Raw genomic sequence first — 20,322 nt, 5'->3', positions numbered from 1 at the left:
AGTGGTGATGTTTTCACGACGCAACATGCTGCGGGGGGCCGCGACGGGGGTGATCGGGATTGGCGCGGGGCTTGCGCTGTCGGCGGGGGTGCGCCAGCGCAGGCTGTTAAATGCGCGCGCGCAATACACCGTCTCCCTGCCAGCGCCCGCCGGGCCGCTGAATGTCTATCATCTGGGGCACTCGCTGGTCGGGCGTGACATGCCCGCAATGCTTGCCCAACTTGCGCCTTCGGGCCATGCATACGCAAGCCAGTTGGGGTGGGGCGCGCCGCTGCGCGCGCATTGGGAGCCGGACGTGCCGGTGAACGGCTTTGAAACCGAAAACAACCACCCCCGGTTTCTACCCGCCAAAGACGCAGTGCAAAGCGGACAATTCGATGCGTTGGTCCTGACTGAAATGGTCGAGCTGGCGGATGCCATCCGGTATCATGACAGCGTGCACTATCTGGGGAACTGGGCCGCGCTGGCACGCGCTGCGCGACCTGATGTACGGCTTTACCTTTACGAGACATGGCACAACACCGACGATCCCGCTGGATGGCTTGCGCGCATTGACGGCGATTTCGATGCGCTCTGGCTGGACCGGCTGGTTTTGCCTGCGGTGGCACAAATCAAAGCGCCGGTTTATGTCATCCCTGCCGGTCAGGCGCTTGGGGCATTTGTCCGCGCGCTGGAGCAGCGCGGCGGTGTCGGCAATATCGCAAGCCGCGATGCCCTGTTTGCGCGCACGCCCGAAGGGGCGGTCGATACCATTCATCTGGGTGATCTGGGGGCTTATCTGGTGGCGCTGACCCACTACGCGACGCTGTATCAGCGCAGCCCTTTAGGCCTGCCGCTGGCGTTGAAACGCGCAGATGGCACGATTGCGGATGCACCCGATGCTGCAGCTGGTGTATTGATGCAAAATACAGTGTGGGATGTGGTGCGCAAAACGCCCTACAGCGGAGTATCGAAATGAGTGACCTGACAAGCGCAATTTTTTCGGTTGTGATGGTGGGGCATAGCCTGTTTGGCAGCGCCGGACCCGATATGCTTGAGGCTGCGTTGGGGGCGAGTAGCGACACCGTTCAGGTGCAGGCCCAGATCATCAATGGCGCACCGCTGAAATACAACTGGCATAATTCCGACAAAGCGGAGGGCATTGATGCGCGCTTAACCTTGCCCAAAGGGATCACAACCGATCTGATCCTGACAGAGGCAATTCCGCTGGCCAATCATTTGCAATGGAGCGAGACAGAGGTTTACGCGCAGGCATTTGCGGGTCTTGCTTTTGGTGCCAATCCGGACGCACGGGTTTTTGTGCAGGAGACATGGCACAGCCTGAAAAGCGGCACGGGCAAAACTATTGAATTTGACGACGGTGCGAAAACCCCGTGGCGGGTGCGCCTGCAAGAGGATCTGGCCGATTGGGAAGGGATCGTGACGCTGCTGGGTGCGGAGCAGCCGGACGCCGAAGCTCGGATCAGGCTTATCCCTGCGGGACAGGCGCTGGCACGTCTAGATGATGCCATTGCGGCCGGAACCGTACCGGGGTTGAACACAATTTCCCAAGTCTTTGATGACGATATCCATCTCAACCCGCTTGGGCATTACTTTGTGTCGATGGTGCAATACGCGGTGCTGACCGATGCCAGCCCCGAAGGATTGCCCCACGCTGTCAGTGATCGCTATGGCAAGCCGTTTGCGGGGCCGGATGCCGAAATGGCGGCGGCGATGCAACGTGTCGCCCGCGAGAGCGTCGAAGCCTATCAGGGAGGCGAGGTGGCGGATACGCCGGTTCAGGTGACTGCCATAAAGGCGCCAACACCGGACGTTGATAAAACTGTGCGGTCTTCCCCCCCCGCAGAAGCGGTGCCAGAGGCCGAAACGCAGACCGCGCCTGCTGCGCTGCCTTCCGCAACGCCAGCGGGCGAGATCGCGGTGGGCCTTGCACCCATAACAGATTGGGCCGCGCAACAGCCGTTTATTGACATCATGAAAACCGCGCGCCCGTGGCTCGGGCATTTGCCGGGCCAGTTTGGCGGCATTGAATTTGCCGCACTGGTTGAGGCGGGGCATATCGATGCAGATGGATGGGTCCGCTCACTCCCGCGCGATGCAGGGTCGGTCGGGACGATGATCCTGACCGATCTGCCGGAGGCCGCAGCGCCATCGCTGGAGGGGCGCTATGTGTTGCGCTTTGATGGCGGCGGCGTGGTAGAGCCGACAGGCCGCGCGCGCAACATCCGCTATGGCCGTGGTGAGGTGCGGTTTGATTATACGCCGGGGCCGGGCAGTGTCGAAATCCGTATCCAACGAACCAGCAGCAGTGATCCGGTGCGCAACATTTCAGTGGTGCGCGAGGACCGGTTGGCGCTGTGGGAAAGCGGCGCGGTGTTCAACCCCGACTGGACCGCCCGTCTGGCCCCTTTTGAAACGCTGCGGTTTATGGACTGGATGGAGACGAATAACTCCACCCAGTCGCGCTGGCAGGACCGCCCGCAGACGGGCGATGCAAGCTGGGCGCATCATGGGGTGCCGTTAGAGATCATGCTGGCGCTTGCGAATGGTCTGGGCAAGGATATCTGGGTGAACATCCCGCATCTGGCGGATGACGCTTATGTGAAGGCATTTGCGCAAGAAATACGTGCAGGTCTGGACCCCGCGCAGAAGGTCTATGTCGAATACTCGAACGAGATGTGGAATTTCCAATTTGCACAGACCCGCTGGGCCGAGGAGCAGGCCAAGGAACGCTGGGGCAAGACGGATGTCGGTACACAATTCTATGCAATGCGCGCGGCAGAGGTTGCGCGCATCTGGTCGGCGGTGTTCAAGGGGAATGAATCACAACTGGTCAACGTAATTTCGACGCAAACAGGTTGGCTGGGGCTTGAGGAGAACATTCTTGCGGCACCTTTGGCTGTGGCAGAAGGTGCGCCCAAGCCCGCTGAGGCGTTTGATGCCTATGCAATCACCGGATATTTTGGCGGTATTCTGGGGCTTGAGGCGCGGCGCGAACAGGTCACGAACTGGCTGGACGAAAGCCTTTCACGGGCAAATAATGCTGTGACGGCGCAAGGGCTGACAGGTGCTGCACGGCAAAAGGCGCTGGAGGCGACGCAATACGACTATGCCACAGCTGTAGCGGCCCAAGAGCTGACTGATGGCTCTGTGAGCGGGGTAGATGCCGATACCATCAGCGATTTGCGGGATCGTATCTGGCCTTATCATGCCGATGTGGCGAGGAAAGCGGGGCTGGATCTGCTCATGTACGAGGGCGGCACGCATGTAGTTGGCATCGGTGCGCAGGTGGATGATGAACGCCTCGGCGCGTTTTTCCGCCATTTCAATTACACACCCGAAATGGGTGCGCTATATTCTGCACTGCTGGAGGCGTGGAACGGCGTGGGGGGCAAGCTGTTCAACGCCTACGCCGATGTCTACGTACCGACAAAATGGGGCAGCTGGGGCGCACTGCGCCATCTGGATGACAGCAATCCGCGCTGGGATGCGCTGGTGGCAAAAAGATGAGGGTCGCCTGTAGCATCCTGATCCCTGCCCATAACGAAGAAGGGTATATCGAGCCGTGTCTGGAAGCGCTGCTCGCCTCTGATAGGACAGGTGCGGCTGTCGAAGTGATTGTGATGGCCAATGGCTGCACAGATGAAACAGTTGAAAGCTCACGGGGTTTCGCAGCGCGCTTTGCTGCGAAAGGGTGGCCGCTCACGGTGCTCGATCTGGCAGAGGGTGGCAAGATGAAAGCATTGAATGCGGGTGACCGGGCCGCAAAGCACGGTGTGCGCATCTATCTTGATGCTGACGTTGTCGTGTCACCTCCACTCATGGCGCAACTGGCTGATGTGCTGGATACCCCCGAGCCGCGATATGCAAGCGGAAGCCCGATCGTGGATGCCGCTGGCAGCAGGTTCACCCGCCTTTACGCCCGTTTTTGGGCTAGACTGCCGTTTTGTACCCATGGTGTTCCGGGATTTGGTGTCTTTGCTGTAAATGCGGCTGGTCGTAAGCGGTGGGGGGTGTTCCCCGACATTATATCCGATGATACTTTTGTGCGCCTCAGCTTTACGCCCCAAGAGCGTGTTCGCGTACCGGCGCAGTACCACTGGCCGATGATCGAAGGGGCAGGGCCGCTGGTGCGGGTGCGCCGTCGGCAGGATATCGGTGTGGCCGAGGTCAAGGAACTCTATCCCGAACTTTGGAAAAATCATGATCCGTTTCCGGAAGATGCTCCGCTGCTCTGGCGGCGGGCGCTGCGTGATCCGGCGGGGTTTGCAGCATTTGTGGCGGTAGCATTGGCAGTGCGTCTGCCGCACCGCGCGCAAGAACGCTGGGCGCGGGGCCGCTAGGCGCGGATATGGTCGGCCAGCTTTGCGGCCTCGACAGCGACATCATGGCGGGCCAGAACACGCTCCCGACCGGCTTGCGCCATTTGCTCCCGTTGGTCCGGATCAGTCTGAGCCATTTCGGCCATGGCATCCGCCAAGGCATCTGCATCGCCCGCTGGCACCAGCCATCCGGTTTTGCCGTGCTGCACCAGTTCAGGTGTGCCTGCGATGTAGGTGGCAATCACCAGGCGGGCGGCGGCCATGGCTTCCATCACCACCATCGGCAGACCTTCGGCAAAGCTGGGCATCAGCAGGGCATGGGCATTTTGCAACTCGGCCAATATGCGCGCCTCGTCCACCCATCCGGTCAGGGTGATGTGATCTTGCAGGCCCAAGGCATCGATCCGCGCTTCGATCAGGGGGCGCATTTCACCATCCCCGATCATCATCAGGTGGGCATCGGCACGGGTCTGAATCAATTTTGCCATCGCTTCGACGGCGAGGAGTTGGCCCTTTTGCTCGACAAACCGCCCGATTGTGACAAACCGCGCGCCGGTTTTCGGCAGGGGGGCGGGCGTGGAGAATTGGGATGGTTCAATTCCGCAATGCACAACCTTGATCTTGTCCCAATGCATAGGGGCGGCCCAGCGGCAAAGCTGGCTGCGCCCGTAACTGGTAATCGCGACAGTGAATTTTGAACGCGCGATTTTTGTACCCAGCGACAGCGCACGGGGGGCATCGTATTCTTCGGGGCCATGCACGGTAAAGCTGTATTGCGGACCGCCGAGCGCGTGGCACAACATGGCGACCGTTGCCGCGTTGGTGCCGAAATGGGCGTGGGCGTGTGTGGCGCCTGCGGCGGTGCAGACCCGGGCGGCATACGCGGCCTCTGCCAGATAGATCAGATGCTTCAGCATTCCCACCTCAGAACACCGCCCGCATTGAATGGCAAGTTTAAGGGTCGCGAGAAATCGCGAGGGAGAAGCGACCAGATTTTGCACAGTTGCGCGCAGCAGGGCCAAGGCGCCAGCGCGCAGTACGTATTGCGTGGCCGCGGCCTCTTCCAGATCTTTGGCATCGACCAGCGGTGTATCCCCTGCGCGCATGGCAAGGCGGGTGATGGTGTGGCCCTGCGCCTCCAGCGCGCGGATTTCGCGGCGGATAAAGCTGTGCGAAGGCTGCGGATAGCTGTTGAGAATATATGCGATGTTCAACGGTTGCGTCCTTCATGTCTCACTTGTGGTCTACAGGCTCGCTTGCCACTGGCACAAGGGGCGGGGGGGCGTTACGAAAAGGGGGATAACAGTCAAAGCGGAGATGATTGAGGCAAATGAATGGTCTTTTGCAGCAGCTTCGCAGTGGCCGCCTGATGGCGCGGGTGTTTCGCAGCACGTCATGGATATTGCTGGGCTATGGTGGCAGTCAGGGATTGCGGCTTGCCTCCAACCTGATTCTGACGCGCATTCTCTTTCCCGAAGCCTTTGGCCTGATGGCCCTGATCAGTCTGGTGACTGTGGGCCTGATGCTGTTTTCCGATGTGGGGATCGCGCCTTCGATCGCGCAGAGCAAACGGGGTGATGACCCTGATTTTCTGAACACCGCATGGAGCATTCAGGTAATCCGCGGCATCTGTTTGTGGGTGATTGCCACGGCGCTGGCGGTGCCGCTCTCCGTCTTTTACGCCGCGCCTGAACTGGCAACCTATCTGCCGATTGCGGCACTGGCGCTGCTGGTGACGGGATTCAACCCGACCCGCATCGAAACGGCGCACCGGCATCTCCTGATGGGGCGGTTGACGGTGCTTGACCTGACCTCACAGGCGGTTGGAATTGCCGTGATGATCGTGCTGGCGTGGTGGTTGCAATCTGTGGTGGCACTGGTTGTGGGCGGTGTTGTTGGCCCGCTGGTAAAGCTGGCGCTGACGTGGGCGTTCCTGCCCGGAGCGGCAAACCGCTTTCGCTGGGAACCTGCGGCGGTGCGCGAACTGGTCACATTCGGCAAATGGATATTTCTCAGCACGGCATTCTGGTTTTTCGCCAGTCAAGGCGACCGTGCGGTGTTAGGAAAATTCCTGAGCCTTGAGAGCCTTGGCATCTACAACATCGCGTTTTTTCTGGCCAGTTTCGCGATGCAACTGGGCACGGCTGTGACGGGGCGCGTGATGATACCTGTCTACCGCGACGCCAAACACGAGGTTGCGAAAATCGCCAAGCTGCGGTTTGCGATCAGCGGGGTGGTTTTAATGTTGCTCCTGACCATGGCGCTGGCCGGTCCGTGGCTGGTTGGAGTGCTTTATGATGCGCGTTACGCAATGGCGGGGGCTATCGTGACGCTGCTGGCTGTGGCGCAGACTCCGGCGGTGATCGGGATGAGCTATGATCAGGCCGCACTGGCTGCCGGAGATTCGCGGCGGTTCTTTGTGGTATCGGCCACGCGCGCGGTGCTGCAAATCACGCTGTTGATTGCCGGCGTGTCGATGTTCGGCATTGTCGGTGCGATTGTGGGCATGGGGCTGGCGCATCTGTTCACCCATCCGGTAATCATCTGGCTGGCACGTCAACATGATGCATGGGACGCGCGCCATGATCTGGTTTGCGCAATAGGTGCGGGCAGCGTAGGGGCCGCCGCGCTCTGGCTGCATTGGGACGCAATTTCAGCGCTGTCAGCCTTGAACTAAGCCGGTCAGGAGTGGCGCGCCAAACGTGCAGCGCGGCCCGCTTGCCCAGCCGCACGGCGTTTCTCGCGCATTGCGCGCCATTTGGAGCTTTGGTATTTCGGCGCAAGTTCCGGAATGGACACAACCGGCATCACGCCCGTTTCCCGCTGCATCTGACGGGCAGAGCGAATGACGGGACGGCGCAGTTCCAGCAGCCACGCGATGATAAACGCCAGAATTGCCGAGGCCATTGCCCCCATAATCGCGCGCTTCTTCTTGCTCATCGTGATCGGGTAATCGGGCACCTGCGCCTCTTCGATTGTTGTCAGCCGCTCGCCCTGCGCGCCGACCTCCAGATTGAAGCCCACCTGCGCATCGTTGCGTCGCGCGGCGATGGTTTCCAACTGCGTGCGCAACTGCTCCATCCGGCGGTCGAAATCCGCCAGAGCGCGCTGTACTTCGGGCGAGCCCTGAATGGTTTCACGCAGGGCCGTGCGGCGTTGATCCAGCAGGGCGCGCTGTTCGGTAAGGGTCTTAAGCTGGGTATCAATGGCGCGCTCCTCGCGCTCTACGGTTGAGGCGCGCGCACTCCGGTCGATCTGCGAACGCGCAAGCTGCACCGAGATTATGTCGCGGTCCAGACCGAGGATTGCTTCGTTCAGCTGGGCCACCTCGGACAGGCGAAATTCTACTCCGCCTTCAACCGACAGATCGTTTTCGCGGCGGTAGGTTTCCAGTTCAGCCTCAAGAGCGGCGATATTGTCGAGGACAACCTGTTCCTGATTCTGGAAGAACGCCAGTGTTTGCGCGGTCTGGTCACGGCGCTGCGCCGCCATCAAGGCGCGCGTCTGCTCGGCAAATTCGTGCGCTACATCGCGGGCAAGTTGTGCTTCCTCCATCTGGGCGGTAATCGTCAGAACAGAAATGGTACCATCATCGGCAAAGCCTTCACGCGCGGCGGCGACGCCGTTTATGGTGACTGCCTGTCGCAGCAGATTGATTTTTTCACTGGGTTTCAGGGCGACAAGATTGTCGTAGATGCCGTATTCATCAATAATCTGTTGAAGGCTGCCACGGGCCATCAATTGCTGCTGGATCAATTGCAGCCGCCGCGCCGATGATCCTTCAACCGTCGAGCGTGCAAGCTCGTCATTGATGGTGGGCTGTTCTACCTGAATGACCTCTGACGAGGTGTACAGATGCACATGGCTCATCGCCCAGTAAAGCGAGGCGATGCAGCCCAGAATGATCACAAACAGGATCACGCCCAGACGGCGACGAGTCATGTCGAGGAAATCCTGCCATGTGTATATCGGACCCATACGTGCCTCGCTTTTACCTGTCTGATGCCCTGTGAACAGAACATTCCGCCCCGAAAAGGAGGCGGCGTTTTTATCCGGTTAAACCTAAATTTTGTCTATTATATGTCGCTTGTGCTCCTGCACAAAGCAGGATTGCGGTAGCCGAGTTTAGAACCGCTCAATACTGGAGGCACGTGCGCGGTTCAGGATTACACCCAGAAGCGGCACCTGACCGTCAAGAATACGTTCACATTCAGCGATATGTTTTGCCATGGTCTGGGTGCCGTCCGACACCAGCAAGACACCGTCAAGCTGCGGCAAAAACGCTGCTGCGTCGTCATGTGAAAGCAAGGGCGGTAGATCGTACAGCACGATTTCGGGCCTGAGTGATGCGCGCATTTCTGTCAGGCTGGCGGCTGTTGCCGGATCTTGCAGTATCTCGGATGCGTCGGGTTGCGCCGTAGCCACAAGCCCTACCGCTAGCGTATCGCTTACCCGCAAAATATAATCGCTGATCGCGACGTCACCGGCAAGGAAATCACGCAAGTTGTCTGTCTGGCTGGCATCCATGTCTAACGCCTTGGCCAAACCAGGGGTGCGCATATTGAAGTCCATCAACACAGTGCGCGAGGACGGCACACGCGCAAGGCTGGCGGCCAGATTGGCAGCGATAAAGGTGTTGCCGCAGCCTGCTGTTGGCGAAGCAACGCCGATATTGACCCAGCCGTGTTGCTTTACAGTCTGGCGCAGGCGGGTACGCAGCAGATCAAATGCGCGGGACACATCAGTTGTGCGAAAATCCTCGGCGGCCTGACTGCCCTCCAGAATGTGCTGGTCTTTTCCCGGCTCTTGCTCATGCAGCAGTGGCCACAAATCTCGCGGCGCTACCGCAGGTAGATCGACATCATCCCGAAATGGCGTAGAGGAAACAGCAATTCCCTCATCCATCACCATTTCCGCGTCGGTGATCCGGTCATTTTGTTCAGTGCTAAACCTGCGCGGACGCGTGAAGCTGCGATGTTCGGGCAGCATCAGGTCACTTCTGGCCTGTAGTCCGCGTTCGGCGGCCGAGGATGCAAAGGTATCCTTCATCTGGTCAGACTTTCGGGTTTTATACATACACTAGATATAGCGCATATAGGGTTCAGTACAAAGACGTGTGACGTTCTCTAGCATCCTGTCCGGCGCAACATCACACCGACAGTTTTGAAGATGATGGCGATGTCACCGACGATTGACAGTTTTTCATTATAGGCTTTGTCGACTTCGTTGCGGAACGAAAATCGGTTTTCGTTGCGAGCCGATATCTGCCACAAACCGGTAATGCCGGGACGCAACGCAAAGTAGTTTGCCGGATTACCATACAACGGTAGCTGCTCGGGCATCATCGGACGGGGGCCAATGAGGCTCATATCGCCTGTCAGAACGTTCCAAAGCTGTGGCAACTCGTCCAGAGAAGAAGAGCGCAAGAGGGCACCGACGGGGGTGACACGCGGATCATTGATCAGCTTTTGCTTTTCATCCCATTCGCGGCGCAACTCGGGATCGCTTGTCAGGTAGTCTTCCAACACGGCATCTGCATCACGTACCATCGTCCGCAGTTTGAGAATTGAAAAATACTTGCCATTTCGACCCAGACGAATCTGGCGATAGAAGGGATTACCCCCCTCAATCCAAAGTGATGCCATACACAGAATCATCACGGGTACAAAGAACGGCAGGCTGGCGATAATCAGCAACGTTTCGAACAGGCGTTTCCCGCCGTTTCGATACAGGGAATGCGGAATTGTTTCTGTCTGTGAATTAAACATCAATACAGGTGCTTGCGCCTTGCTCAGCAATGTATCCGAATCGCCAGTGACTGCAGCAAGCCGTGATACGCCGTATCCGGCCTGATCAGCGTCAAAGTTCTTCATAGTTCAAACCCCCCAGGGCCGTATAGTTGTCTGTGGCGATATGCCAATGACATCGGCGTATCCGTATGTTCCTTCAAGGGGCGCTTTCAGCAACATTCCCCGCAGTGGCAGCAGTGGGGTGTCCGGTTATGCGTCTCTTATTGCGGAGCAGAAAAAATTGCTCCTGTTCATATCGTGCGTTACAAATTCGTCTCTGGATCGTGCATCGCGTAAACCGCTGCCCGACCGCTGACTTCTTAATAACAGATTTTCGCCACATTCGAGAGGAAATTTTTGAAACAAACTGTTTCTTACAAATTGGCGCAAACCAAAAAGATCAATGATCTTTATCATTTAGGGGAGATGTGAAGGGAAAACAAGGTGGCAGCCCGTAGGGGAGTCGAACCCCTCTTTTCAGGTTGAAAACCTGACGTCCTAACCGATAGACGAACGGGCCACACTTGGTGTGCGTGTCTCTAAGCAATAGCGGAGAATGGCGCAAGTCGAAATTATCGAGTTTCGACATTTTTTTATTTTTTATGCGCGGGCTGCGTCCTCCAGCCGCAGTTGGACGCTCTGGCGGCCCTGCCAAGTGTTGATATCCAGGCGACCGGCCAAGTGGAAATGCGCGCCGCCATGGCTTTCCAGTGCGGGGCCTAGGGGCGAATCGTATGCGCCAAAGCAGATCGCGTCGAGTCGCTTGCCCATTCCGTCACCGAAGCTGACCTTTAGATGGCTTTCGCCTACACGACGCGCCGAGAAAATGCGCATATCGGCAAATACGTATCGCGGGGCGGGTGCGCCTGCGCCGAAAGGACCTGCTGATTCGACAGCTTCTGTCAGCTCGACGCTGGCAGCATCGGGCATCAGCATCCCGTCTAACCGCAAATCAGAGGGGCCGCGCAAATGCGCCCCTTGTTTTTCGAGCAACGCGGTCAGCTGCGCCATCGCGTCTTCCAGCTTGTCCTCTTCAACTGTCAGACCAGCGGCCATTTTATGTCCGCCGCCTTTTTGCAGCACGCCCTGCATCGCCAGTTTCTGAATGCACGCGCCCAGATCAACTCCGGTGACAGAGCGGCCCGATCCTTTGCCGATGCCATCATCCAGCCCGATCACCACGGCAGGCCGGCCGGTGGCCTCTTTTAGACGTGATGCGACGATGCCAACCACACCGGGATGCCATCCTGCGCCAGCGGCCCAGACCAGCGCGCCATCGGTGCCGCGTTCCTCGGCCTGTGCCAATGCGGCGGCACGTACGGCGTTTTCAACCTCCCGGCGTTCCGAGTTCAGGGCATCCAGCCGCTCGGAGAGGGCAGATGCCTCGTGCGGATCGTCAGTGGCCAGCAGCCGCGCGCCCAGATCAGCCTTGCCCACACGCCCGCCTGCGTTGATGCGCGGCCCGAGCATAAAGCCAAGATGATAGGCGGCGGGGGCGGTATCCATCCGCGCGACATCGGCGAGCGCCGACACCCCAACCCGTTCGCGGCGGGCCATTATTTTCAGTCCCTGCCGCACAAAGGCACGGTTCACACCGATTAGCGGGGCCACATCGGCCACAGTGGCAAGCGCAACCAGATCTAGCATGGCCATCAAATCGGGGCCTTTAACCCCAACCTCACGCAATTGCCGACCTGCCTCAACCAACATCAGAAACACCACGGCAGCGGCGCATAGATGCGCCAGCACGCCGTCTTCGTCCTGCCGGTTGGGGTTCACCACCGCAAGACAGTCGGGGAGGGTTTCCCCGCCAAGGTGGTGATCCAGCACAATAACATCAGCGCCCTTGGCAGCCGCGATGGGACCGTGGGAGAGGGTGCCGCAATCAACGCAGACGATCAGATCATGGGTGGCGGCCAGATCGGCCATCGCCTCATCATTGGGGCCGTACCCTTCGTCAATGCGGTCTGGCACGTAGAGCGTTGCCTCGCGCCCCATCTGGCGCAGCCACACCAGCAACAGCGCGGCAGAACTACCGCCATCCACATCGTAATCCGCAAAGACGGCAATGCGCTGGCGGGATTTGACCGCGGCCAAAAACCGCGTGGCGGCTGTTTGCATATCGCGCAGCGAGCGCGGGTCGGGCAGCAGGTCACGCAGGGCGGGGGCAAGAAATGCCTCGGCTTCGGAAGCCGCTACGCCGCGCCGCGCCAGTACCTGACAAACGGCCATCGGCAGTCCTGTCTGCTGGTGCAGGGCTTCGGACGCGCGAACGGTTTCCGACGCGGGACCAACCCAGCGGCGCCCCGTCAGCGAGGAGTCGACCCCCAGAAAGGCTGCTGATTTGTCCACGGGCTATTCCTTGTGTCCTACGTGCGGGGTCAAACTTCCTCGATCCGCAGGGCAACCGGATCACCTGCCACAACAGAAGTGTTATCGAAGGCGGCCAAAGCGTGGTCGATATCGGCGCGGGTGGTTTTGTGCGTCACGATCAGCACGGGCGCGCAATCATCAATATGGCCGTATTGGCGCATCCGGTCGATAGACACACCGGCCTCACCCAGAACCGCCGCCACTTTCGCCAACGCGCCCGGTTTGTCCTTGAGAGACATGCGCAGGTAATAGGCTGCCGGCCGCTGGCTGAGGGCGGGGGTCGCAGCAGTGAGGGTGTTCGCGGGCTGGCCAAAAACCGAACCTCGATAGCCGCGCGCGATATCACAGATATCCGAAAGCACCGCACTGGCGGTTGGACCTGCGCCCGCACCGGCGCCGCGCAGCACGATCTGGCCCACGGCGTCGCCCTCTAGCAAAATCATATTGGTGCCACCTTGAAGCTGGCCCAGCGGGGATGTTTCCGGCACAAGGCAAGGCTGCATCCGCTGTTCAAGCCCGCGCCCTGTCATTTGCGCCACGCCCAGCAGTTTAATCTTGTATCCCATGTCGGCGGCGGCGGTGATATCCTCGATGGAGACGCGCTCGATGCCTTCCAGTTCAATTCCGGCAAAATTTACCTGCGTGCCGAAAGCGAGCGACGACAGGATGGCCAGTTTGTGTGCGGCATCAATGCCACCCACGTCGAGTTGGGGATCGGCCTCCAGATAGCCCAGCCCGTCCGCTTCTGCGAAAACATCGGCGTAGGGCAGGCCTGCGTCCTCCATCCGCGTCAGGATGTAATTGCACGACCCGTTCATCACACCCATCACGCGGGTAACCTCGTTACCGGCCAGCCCCTCGCCAAGCGCTTTGACCACGGGGATGCCACCAGCCACAGCTGCTTCGTATTTGATCACACAGTTTCTGGCTTCGGCGGTGACGGCCAGTGCCTGACCATGCATGGCGAGCATTGCCTTGTTGGCGGTGACCACGTCCTTGCCCAGTTCCAGTGCGGCTTCGGTCGCGGCCTTTGCCGGGCCGTCCTCGCCGCCCATCAATTCGACAAAAACATCCACGTCGTCGCGTTGGGCCAGTGCAATGGGATCATCCTCCCACGCGTAGGAGGTGAGGTTCACGCCACGGTCTTTTGTGCGGCTGCGCGCGGATATGGCTGAAATCACAATCGGGCGGCCTGTGCGCGTTTCCAGCAGGGCGGCCTGTTTGCGCAGAATTTGCACAACGCCTGCGCCCACTGTTCCCAATCCCGCAATCCCAAGACGAAGAGGCTGTGACATGGCGGTGGTTCCTTTGAATAAATGATCTTTGCGCCGATGTAGCCCGAACGCAGCCCCCGTGCAACGGACCAACCGCGCCCTAGCGCAGACCGTTCTTCAGCCGCTGCCGTTCTGCCCCGCTCAGCACCGATCCGCGCAGGCGGGCGGCGCGCGCTTTCAGGGCTGCAACACGGCGGTCAATAGCGGCGTTTGCCTGAACAGGCTCAACTCCGTTGCTTTGTGCTGCCGCAAGAACCGGCTCAAGCGGGACAAGTGCGGGGTAATCGGCATTCGAAAGCTCTGGCGTGATGGTACGGTCCAGCGCGGGAAAATCCGTGCAGGCCCCCAGCAGGGTCACTGCGGCGCAAATGGCCGCTGGAAAAAATGCGCGTATCATACGCCGAAGTGTTTAGCACCCCGCAAGCACGATGCAAGCGCGTTGGATCATATCTGCGCCTGAGGGTTTACTTTTTGAACGTACGTTCAGATAAACGAAGATATGGCACGCACCGCAGGTTCACATTCTGATATTACAGGCCCGCGCGTTCGCGACGCGGCGCTGAAGCTGTTCGCGCAGGGGGGCTTTGCTGCCGTTTCCATGCGCGCGATCGCGGCCGAGGTCGGTGTGCAGGCGGGTGCGCTTTATAACTACACACCGGATAAACAAACCCTGCTGTTTGACCTGATGGAGCGGCACATGAACGAGCTGCTCGCGGCGGGGACTGATGATCCGTCGCTGGCGCCGCAGGAGCGGTTGAAGAAATTCGTCGCGTTTCACATCCGTTTTCACCACGCGCGCCCCGATGCGGTGTTCATCGCCTATATGGAATTGCGCAACCTGACAGAAGAAAATTTTGCCCGTATCGAGGCCCTGCGCAGCCGGTATGAGAGCGGGCTGGAAACCATTTTGCGTGACGGCGTCGCGGCGGGTGTGTTTCAGGTGAGTGATACCAAAATCGCCACGCTGGCGATCATCGCGATGCTGACGGGGGTGAATACGTGGTTTCGCACCGGCGGCAGGCTGTCGCTAGAGGAAGTCACCGCGCAGTATTGGGATATGGTGCGCCGCGCGGTGACATGAGTTTTAGTGGGCGGGTTTGATAAACGTCCCGTTGTTAAGATCGCGCACCGCCTGCTGAATTTCCGCGCGGGTGTTCATCACGATGGGGCCGTGCCACGCCACAGGCTCGTCTATCGGCGCGCCGGAAATCAGCAAAAACCGCAATCCGTCCGGCCCCGCCTGTACTGTCACTTCGTCGCCTGTGCCAAAGCGCACTAGCGTGCGGTCGCCCGACATATCGCGAATATTCAGTTCTTCTCCCGCGACTTCCTTTTCCAGCAAGATACCCGACGGGCGGCTGGCATCCACAAAGGCGCCGGCGCCTTCAAAGATATAGGCGAACGCGCGACGGTATGTGTCGATGTGGAAGGTCTTTCGCACCCCTGCGGGCACGGTCACATCGAGGTATTGCGGATCGGCCGCGATACCGTCGACCGGACCGCGCTTGCCCCAGAACTCTCCGGTAATGACGCGCACTTTGGTGCCGTCATCGTCAATGACCTCGGGGATCGCATCGCTGGTTATGTCCTGATAGCGCGGGGCGGTCATCTTTTGTGCAGCGGGAAGATTGCCCCACAGCTGGAAACCGTGCATCTGGCCGCGCTGGTTTCCGTGTGGCATTTCCTGATGCAGAATACCGCTGCCTGCGGTCATCCATTGCACGTCACCTGCCGCCAGCGTTCCGACATTGCCAAGGCTGTCTGAGTGTTCAACGGTCCCCTCAAGCACATAGGTGATTGTCTCAATTCCGCGGTGTGGATGCCATGGAAAACCCTTTTCATAATCGGCAGGGCGCTCATTGCGAAAGTCATCAAACAGCAGGAACGGATCAAGCTCTGACGGATCGTGAAAACCGAAAGCGCGGTGAAGCTTCACGCCAGCCCCCTCAAGGGTCGGTTGTGCGGCGCGGGTTTCAAGTGTGGGACGTAGGGACATATGATTGCTCCTGAGTGGTTTATTGGGGTGGAATTAGGCAAGCCTGTGGCGCGCTTCAATACATCGCTGCGCAGGGTGAGTGTGCGAAATTGCTAGGTCTTGTATCTTTGTGCGGGGTGAACGGCGTAGAAATTGGTCGGTTTCAGGCAAGACGTGGTGCCAGAGAGCCGTGAGGCTGAACCAAAGCACGGGGCGGACATATGAAAATCGGATTTATCGGATTAGGCAACGTCGGTGGTAAGCTGGCAGGTAGTTTGCTGCGCAACGGGGTCGATTTGCAGGTGCATGATCTGGACGGCGATCTGGTTACCGCCAAAGTTTCGGACGGGGCGAAAAAGGGGGGTAACCCTGCGCGGATGATGCGCGCCTGTGATGCGGTGATTACCTGCCTGCCTACTCCCGCAGCCAGTGCGGCGGTGGTGGAACAGATGCTGCCGGAAATAGCTGACGGCAAAATCTGGATCGAAATGTCGACCACTGATGCAAGCGAAATCAAGAGGCTGGGGGCGCTGGTGATGGCGCGGGGCGGGCACGCGGTAGACTGCCCCGTCTCGGGCGGATGCCACCGTGCCGACACCGGCAACATCAGTATCTACGCCGGCTGTGACCGCGCCACATTCGAGCGCGTATTGCCTTTGCTGACCCACATGGGCCGCCGGATTCTGCACGTAGGTGAATTGGGAAAGGCCAGCACCCTCAAGGTGATGACGAACTATCTTGCCACAACCAACCTGCTGGCGTTGTGCGAGGCGCTAACGGTGATGAAAGCGCATGGGATGGATTTGGCCATGACCTACGAGGCGATTGCGATGTCGTCGGGCAACAGTTTTGTGCATGAAACCGAAAGCCAGCTGATCCTGTCCGGCTCACGCGATGTAAATTTCACGATGGATTTGATCCAGAAGGACATTGGCCTGTTCCAGAAGCTGGCTGATGAAGCCGGTGTGCCATTGGAGATCTCGCCTCTGGTCATCGCGATGATGAGTGATGGGCAGGAACGGTACGGTGCGCGGGCCCAATCTGACCGTATGATCGAGCGGCTGGAAGACGCCACCGGCCTGTCTGTTCTGGCGCAGGGCTTTCCGATGAGGTTGACAGATGACGAACCCGAAGAGCGTGGATTAGAGGTGCATCCAAAGCGTTTGGCCTGACGTAGCACATGGGCGTGATACGCTGTTTTGCCGGAATTCGATGTTGATCGCGCGTTGCAAATGCTGTCCGACCTCTTTCAAAGCAGGGGCAGATATGCTTGCCCGCACCCACATCTGCGACTAGGGGTCGCAAAAAGGAGCGCCCCGATGACTGCAACACCTGATACCCGCGAAACCGACAAAGAGGAAATTCTGGCCTTTGTGCAGGCAGGGGCCGGACGCAGGGTCTTGGGGATGGGATCGCTGGGGCTGTTGGGGCTTTTGCTGATCTACATTGCGATTGTGCAATCACCGGCGCTGGAATGGCGGTTGTTTTTGTTGGCACTTGGAGTGGGCACGTTGTGGACGGCCGACAAGATGCGCCGCGCAACTGCATCGCGAATTGAGTTGACCGAAACCGAATTGCGCGACAGCGATGGCACGGTCATCGCGCGGATTGCGGATATCGACGGTATGGATCGTGGATTTTTTGCGTTCAAACCCTCAAACGGATTTTTGCTGCGCACAACGGACAAAGGAAGCAATCAGTGGCGTCCGGGATTGTGGTGGCGGCTGGGCCGACGGATCGGGGTGGGGGGGATGACCCCTGCAAGCCAGACGAAATACATGTCGGAAATCATTGCGGCGATCATGGCGCAGCGCGATATAGACAAGAGCGCATAAATGGCAAAACAAAACCCCCGAACGGTAAACCGTTCGGGGGGATAGGGTGTTTGGCAGGCTGTTCAGGACCCTGCGAAATCGGGTTCGATATCTGTCCACAAGACCTGTGGCGAATACCGTGGCCGTGTAAAGATGAACTGGTCAATCGTCTGCTGACCCAGTTGGCCCAGTCCCATCATAAACGGGGGATCATACATCGCCCGTGTCTCGACCACGATCATGCGTTCGTTGTGCAGCATGACGGGTAGACGGTCTGACCAGTTGCGCACCTGATGGTTGGTCAGAGGTTGGCCAAAGCCGCTTGTCTTGGACCAGTCCAACTTGAAGATTTTATTGTTGGCATCATAACGAACGATCGTGACGCGGACCGTGCTTTCCTGCGGGTCCCGTGTGAGGGTGTTCAGCAGGGCATGCGTGCCGGTCAGATAGGCATTGTCGATCGGCAGTGTCTCACGGGAGACCATATCGGCGATTGTGTAGGCCGCTTTCTGGTGTTGACCGTGAAGACGGGTCAGATCAAGCAGTGCCAGAACTGAAACCATCACAACAAAGATTGCGGTTACCATTAACGCGGCTTCGACAGACGCCGACCCTTTTTCATCACGCGCAAAGCGGGCGCGCATCAGGGACTTGAGTTGAAAGTTATACATTATTCTGGCTCCTGAACGAATGCACTGATGGAAACCATACGGCCCATTCCATCGCTATCAGCACCGAGTAGTTTTCCAAGGCCGACAGAGGCGACGACCGGCGTGAATTTGTAGCAAGCCCGCAACAACATCAGTTCGTGTTGCTGGCCGAGCGACCAACCGCGTACCGGATTGACCGGAAAAGGCGCGCTGGTGCAGTCGGGCATTGCTGGCAATCCGCTGAATTGACGCGGGTTCATGGGCACCATCTCAAGGCGCAGCATGGTTTCACAGTTGGCCAAGCCGCCGGAGTTGTCACAAATGGCCTTTGTCAGATCATCGTGGGTAATGAACCGTCCTGTTGTGAGCCGCACCAGCCGTGTGGTGACCTCCAGGCCGCGATCCAGTTGGAATTGACGGTTCGAGTAGGTGGTCAGTTCGATACCGAAAAGAAAGGTAACAAACAGGATCGGCAACATTAGAACGAATTCGATTGTGTATACGGATCCGGCCTCTTCTTTGCGGAACCGCTTGAGCGGGTTTTTAAGAAGCGTAATCATTGTGTGAGCCTCAGCTGGTTAATTTGGCGCGCGATTGCTTTGAACGCCTCCTGGATTTCGACGCCCTCAACCCTGAAAAAATGGCTGGGTGATGAAGCGCAATCGCGCATCACGTTTGCTCCGTGGTCTTCAACTTCAAAGCCGATGGACCAGATGACAATATTCTTGGCTTTCGCAGCCGTGCAGACGCTGCTGAGCAGGTTGTCACCCTTGCTGCCCCAGTACTTTGTGTACTTCAGCTCGCTAGAGGGGCGGTTCCAGTACCGGGCGATATAATAATCAAGGTTGTAACGGTTCCAGTGCGACCTGTGGCTGTAGTTTGCGTAGTATCTGCTGGGAATACGGTAGGACGAGGTGTTTTGTCCGTCCGTCATCAGAATTACGGTTTTCAGCGTCTCACGATCTTCAAAAGCGACAGGGCGGTTGGAAAAGACCGGATCGCTATCGCCGTTCGCCGCCATCGCCGCGTTAATCGGTTTGAATGAAGGGTCGAGCAATGCAGCGGCCCATTTCATGCCCAGAAAGATCGAGGTGTTACCGCGTGGCTCCAGCTGACCGATCTTGCGTTTCAGTTCGGTAGTATCCTGACTGAAGGCAACAATGCTTTCGTCGTCGCCATAAAGACAAACGGGATTGGTCAGACTGTTGCGGTAGGTGCTACCACCCCAATAAAAGTGCTGTACTTGATCGTACTGCTGCGACTGGCTGATTGTGGTATCGTTGAAATCGCTGTCATCGAACTCCACACAGTTACTATAGCTGTGCATCCAGTTGATGTTCATTTCGTTCATAATCTCCGGACCGGCACTCACGTTTTCGGAGTAGGGGACGATCGACAGCGATACGAGGTCTTCTGTTTCGGGCCGGATGACCGTGTCCACAAAAACCGATGCGGCATCGCGCAGGTTTTTCATTTTGTTATCACCCCAACCCATTGAGCCGGAGATGTCGAGAACCATGGAGATTTCAACATTGTTGATACGCTCTTCGGCTTCTGCAAAGGCATTCAGTTCGACAAACTTGGTTTCGGTGCTAAAGGTCTGTTCAACCGCAGCGACCAATTCTTCTTCGGTCATATCGGGATTCTGCTGGCGCGCCCGTTCTTTTGCTTCAAGATAGGCATTACCGTTCAGGATAACCTGACCGTCCATTTCCTCACCGATTGTGGCCGCCTCGACCAAGCCGCCGACATCCACCGATACTGTGCGGTAGTTCATGCCGTTATCCACAGTCACAGCCGCGACAAGGTCCGGATAACCGGCTTTTTCAAAGTAATCTTTGACAACTTCCTGGGGGGGGCGCAACTGGTCCAGATCAGCGGCGGCCAGAACAGCAGCATCCGCAGTGTGCTGAATCTTTACGCGGTGAAATTCATGGCTGTTCATGTCCCACGCGATACCGGCCAGAAGCCCCAGCGCAGCAATCAATGCAAGAGACAGAATTGTTACGTTTCCCTCCTCCTTGTACGCAAAATGGCGCAAGAGGGGGGATTTCTTGAAGCCCGCACTAAACGGGATGCAAGTTGTCGAAAATAGTTTTTTCATCATCGTCACCTTTCAAGCCCG

General features: G+C 58.3%; 18 protein-coding genes and 1 tRNA gene. 7 read left to right on the top strand and 12 right to left on the bottom strand.

From position 1 onward, the window contains the following. Nucleotides 1–7 precede the first annotated feature (7 nt). From OS189_RS08865 to OS189_RS08855, 3 genes are read left to right on the top strand one after another with little or no spacing between them, the layout of a single operon-like run. Nucleotides 8–958, top strand: coding sequence for a hypothetical protein (locus tag OS189_RS08865; RefSeq protein WP_267166932.1), 951 nt, complete (start codon nt 8–10; stop codon nt 956–958). Next, nucleotides 955–3,510 carry a hypothetical protein gene (locus OS189_RS08860; protein ID WP_267166931.1) on the top strand — a complete coding sequence of 852 codons (2,556 nt, stop codon included), beginning with the start codon at nt 955–957 and terminating at the stop codon, nt 3,508–3,510. The genes OS189_RS08865 and OS189_RS08860 overlap by 4 nt, the downstream gene beginning before the upstream one ends. Continuing rightward, nucleotides 3,507–4,343: a glycosyltransferase family 2 protein gene (locus tag OS189_RS08855; protein ID WP_267166930.1), complete on the top strand. Its 837-nt coding sequence runs from the start codon at nt 3,507–3,509 to the stop codon at nt 4,341–4,343. The genes OS189_RS08860 and OS189_RS08855 overlap by 4 nt, the downstream gene beginning before the upstream one ends. Here the strand turns inward: OS189_RS08855 and OS189_RS08850 are convergent. Further along, nucleotides 4,340–5,536, bottom strand: a complete 1,197-nt coding sequence (locus OS189_RS08850) for a glycosyltransferase family 4 protein (RefSeq protein ID WP_267166929.1) — start codon at nt 5,534–5,536, stop codon at nt 4,340–4,342. The genes OS189_RS08855 and OS189_RS08850 overlap by 4 nt on opposite strands. Nucleotides 5,537–5,652: 116 nt before the next feature. On the opposite strand from OS189_RS08850, the gene OS189_RS08845 reads away from it, so the two are divergent. Continuing rightward, entirely contained in the window at nt 5,653–6,999 is a 1,347-nt protein-coding gene (locus OS189_RS08845) for an oligosaccharide flippase family protein (RefSeq protein ID WP_267166928.1), read from the top strand. A gap of 5 nt (nt 7,000–7,004) precedes the next feature. Here OS189_RS08845 and OS189_RS08840 read toward each other — a convergent pair whose 3' ends face one another. The 7 genes from OS189_RS08840 to OS189_RS08810 all read right to left on the bottom strand — a co-directional run bounded on the left by OS189_RS08840 (nt 7,005) and on the right by OS189_RS08810 (nt 14,155). Then, entirely contained in the window at nt 7,005–8,264 is a 1,260-nt protein-coding gene (locus OS189_RS08840) for a GumC domain-containing protein (protein WP_267166927.1), read from the bottom strand. 183 nt (nt 8,265–8,447) lie between these two features. Continuing rightward, a complete protein-coding gene (locus tag OS189_RS08835; RefSeq protein WP_267166926.1) occupies nt 8,448–9,371 on the bottom strand; it encodes a CpsD/CapB family tyrosine-protein kinase in 924 nt (307 codons plus the stop codon). A gap of 77 nt (nt 9,372–9,448) precedes the next feature. Next, on the bottom strand, nt 9,449–10,195 hold the full coding sequence (locus OS189_RS08830; RefSeq protein ID WP_323380225.1) for a sugar transferase: 747 nt from the start codon (nt 10,193–10,195) through the stop codon (nt 9,449–9,451). 361 nt (nt 10,196–10,556) lie between these two features. Next, nucleotides 10,557–10,631, bottom strand: a tRNA-Glu gene (locus OS189_RS08825). Nucleotides 10,632–10,711: 80 nt separating this feature from the next. After that, nucleotides 10,712–12,463 (bottom strand): single-stranded-DNA-specific exonuclease RecJ, encoded by a 1,752-nt coding sequence (gene recJ / locus OS189_RS08820; RefSeq protein WP_267166925.1) that lies wholly within the window; start codon nt 12,461–12,463, stop codon nt 10,712–10,714. 29 nt (nt 12,464–12,492) lie between these two features. Continuing rightward, nucleotides 12,493–13,779, bottom strand: a complete 1,287-nt coding sequence (locus tag OS189_RS08815; RefSeq protein ID WP_267166924.1) for a homoserine dehydrogenase — start codon at nt 13,777–13,779, stop codon at nt 12,493–12,495. A 79-nt stretch (nt 13,780–13,858) separates the two neighbouring features. Continuing rightward, nucleotides 13,859–14,155, bottom strand: a complete 297-nt coding sequence (locus OS189_RS08810; protein WP_267166923.1) for a hypothetical protein — start codon at nt 14,153–14,155, stop codon at nt 13,859–13,861. A 102-nt stretch (nt 14,156–14,257) separates the two neighbouring features. Between OS189_RS08810 and OS189_RS08805 the strand changes: the two genes are divergently transcribed. Beyond that, nucleotides 14,258–14,839, top strand: coding sequence for a TetR/AcrR family transcriptional regulator (locus OS189_RS08805; RefSeq protein ID WP_267166922.1), 582 nt, complete (start codon nt 14,258–14,260; stop codon nt 14,837–14,839). A 3-nt stretch (nt 14,840–14,842) separates the two neighbouring features. Here the strand turns inward: OS189_RS08805 and OS189_RS08800 are convergent, their stop codons facing one another. After that, the gene (locus OS189_RS08800) at nt 14,843–15,754 is read right to left on the bottom strand and encodes a pirin family protein (RefSeq protein WP_267166921.1); all 912 of its coding nucleotides are present in this window, start codon (nt 15,752–15,754) and stop codon (nt 14,843–14,845) included. A gap of 200 nt (nt 15,755–15,954) precedes the next feature. Here OS189_RS08800 and OS189_RS08795 point away from each other — a divergent pair, with 200 nt between their 5' ends. Continuing rightward, on the top strand, nt 15,955–16,905 hold the full coding sequence (locus OS189_RS08795) for an NAD(P)-dependent oxidoreductase (RefSeq protein WP_267166920.1): 951 nt from the start codon (nt 15,955–15,957) through the stop codon (nt 16,903–16,905). A gap of 147 nt (nt 16,906–17,052) precedes the next feature. Continuing rightward, the gene (locus OS189_RS08790) at nt 17,053–17,568 is read left to right on the top strand and encodes a hypothetical protein (protein ID WP_267166919.1); all 516 of its coding nucleotides are present in this window, start codon (nt 17,053–17,055) and stop codon (nt 17,566–17,568) included. 62 nt (nt 17,569–17,630) lie between these two features. On the opposite strand, the gene OS189_RS08785 is transcribed toward OS189_RS08790, so the two are convergent. From OS189_RS08785 to OS189_RS08775, 3 genes are read right to left on the bottom strand one after another with little or no spacing between them, the layout of a single operon-like run. After that, on the bottom strand, nt 17,631–18,218 hold the full coding sequence (locus tag OS189_RS08785; protein ID WP_267166918.1) for a TadE/TadG family type IV pilus assembly protein: 588 nt from the start codon (nt 18,216–18,218) through the stop codon (nt 17,631–17,633). Beyond that, a complete protein-coding gene (locus OS189_RS08780) occupies nt 18,218–18,757 on the bottom strand; it encodes a TadE/TadG family type IV pilus assembly protein (protein WP_267166917.1) in 540 nt (179 codons plus the stop codon). The genes OS189_RS08785 and OS189_RS08780 overlap by 1 nt, the downstream gene beginning before the upstream one ends. Beyond that, nucleotides 18,754–20,301 carry a pilus assembly protein TadG-related protein gene (locus OS189_RS08775; RefSeq protein ID WP_267166916.1) on the bottom strand — a complete coding sequence of 516 codons (1,548 nt, stop codon included), beginning with the start codon at nt 20,299–20,301 and terminating at the stop codon, nt 18,754–18,756. The genes OS189_RS08780 and OS189_RS08775 overlap by 4 nt, the downstream gene beginning before the upstream one ends. Nucleotides 20,302–20,322: the final 21 nt, after the last annotated feature.

The sequence above is a fragment of the Sulfitobacter sp. F26169L genome, assembly GCF_026410285.1.
GTDB lineage: Bacteria > Pseudomonadota > Alphaproteobacteria > Rhodobacterales > Rhodobacteraceae > Sulfitobacter.
The sequence above is the reverse complement of the archived record's forward strand: the minus strand, read 5'-3'. Positions and strand labels throughout refer to the sequence as shown.

Coding starts and splice junctions, on each gene's coding strand:
- OS189_RS08865 (WP_267166932.1), top strand. CDS start 8: ATGTTTTCACGACGCAACATGCTGCGGGGGGCCGCGACGGGGGTGATC.
- OS189_RS08860 (WP_267166931.1), top strand. CDS start 955: ATGAGTGACCTGACAAGCGCAATTTTTTCGGTTGTGATGGTGGGGCAT.
- OS189_RS08855 (WP_267166930.1), top strand. CDS start 3,507: ATGAGGGTCGCCTGTAGCATCCTGATCCCTGCCCATAACGAAGAAGGG.
- OS189_RS08845 (WP_267166928.1), top strand. CDS start 5,653: ATGAATGGTCTTTTGCAGCAGCTTCGCAGTGGCCGCCTGATGGCGCGG.
- OS189_RS08840 (WP_267166927.1), bottom strand. CDS start 8,264: ATGACTCGTCGCCGTCTGGGCGTGATCCTGTTTGTGATCATTCTGGGC.
- OS189_RS08835 (WP_267166926.1), bottom strand. CDS start 9,371: ATGAAGGATACCTTTGCATCCTCGGCCGCCGAACGCGGACTACAGGCC.
- OS189_RS08830 (WP_323380225.1), bottom strand. CDS start 10,195: ATGAAGAACTTTGACGCTGATCAGGCCGGATACGGCGTATCACGGCTT.
- OS189_RS08815 (WP_267166924.1), bottom strand. CDS start 13,779: ATGTCACAGCCTCTTCGTCTTGGGATTGCGGGATTGGGAACAGTGGGC.
- OS189_RS08810 (WP_267166923.1), bottom strand. CDS start 14,155: ATGATACGCGCATTTTTTCCAGCGGCCATTTGCGCCGCAGTGACCCTG.
- OS189_RS08805 (WP_267166922.1), top strand. CDS start 14,258: ATGGCACGCACCGCAGGTTCACATTCTGATATTACAGGCCCGCGCGTT.
- OS189_RS08800 (WP_267166921.1), bottom strand. CDS start 15,754: ATGTCCCTACGTCCCACACTTGAAACCCGCGCCGCACAACCGACCCTT.
- OS189_RS08795 (WP_267166920.1), top strand. CDS start 15,955: ATGAAAATCGGATTTATCGGATTAGGCAACGTCGGTGGTAAGCTGGCA.
- OS189_RS08790 (WP_267166919.1), top strand. CDS start 17,053: ATGACTGCAACACCTGATACCCGCGAAACCGACAAAGAGGAAATTCTG.
- OS189_RS08785 (WP_267166918.1), bottom strand. CDS start 18,218: ATGTATAACTTTCAACTCAAGTCCCTGATGCGCGCCCGCTTTGCGCGT.
- OS189_RS08780 (WP_267166917.1), bottom strand. CDS start 18,757: ATGATTACGCTTCTTAAAAACCCGCTCAAGCGGTTCCGCAAAGAAGAG.
- OS189_RS08775 (WP_267166916.1), bottom strand. CDS start 20,301: ATGAAAAAACTATTTTCGACAACTTGCATCCCGTTTAGTGCGGGCTTC.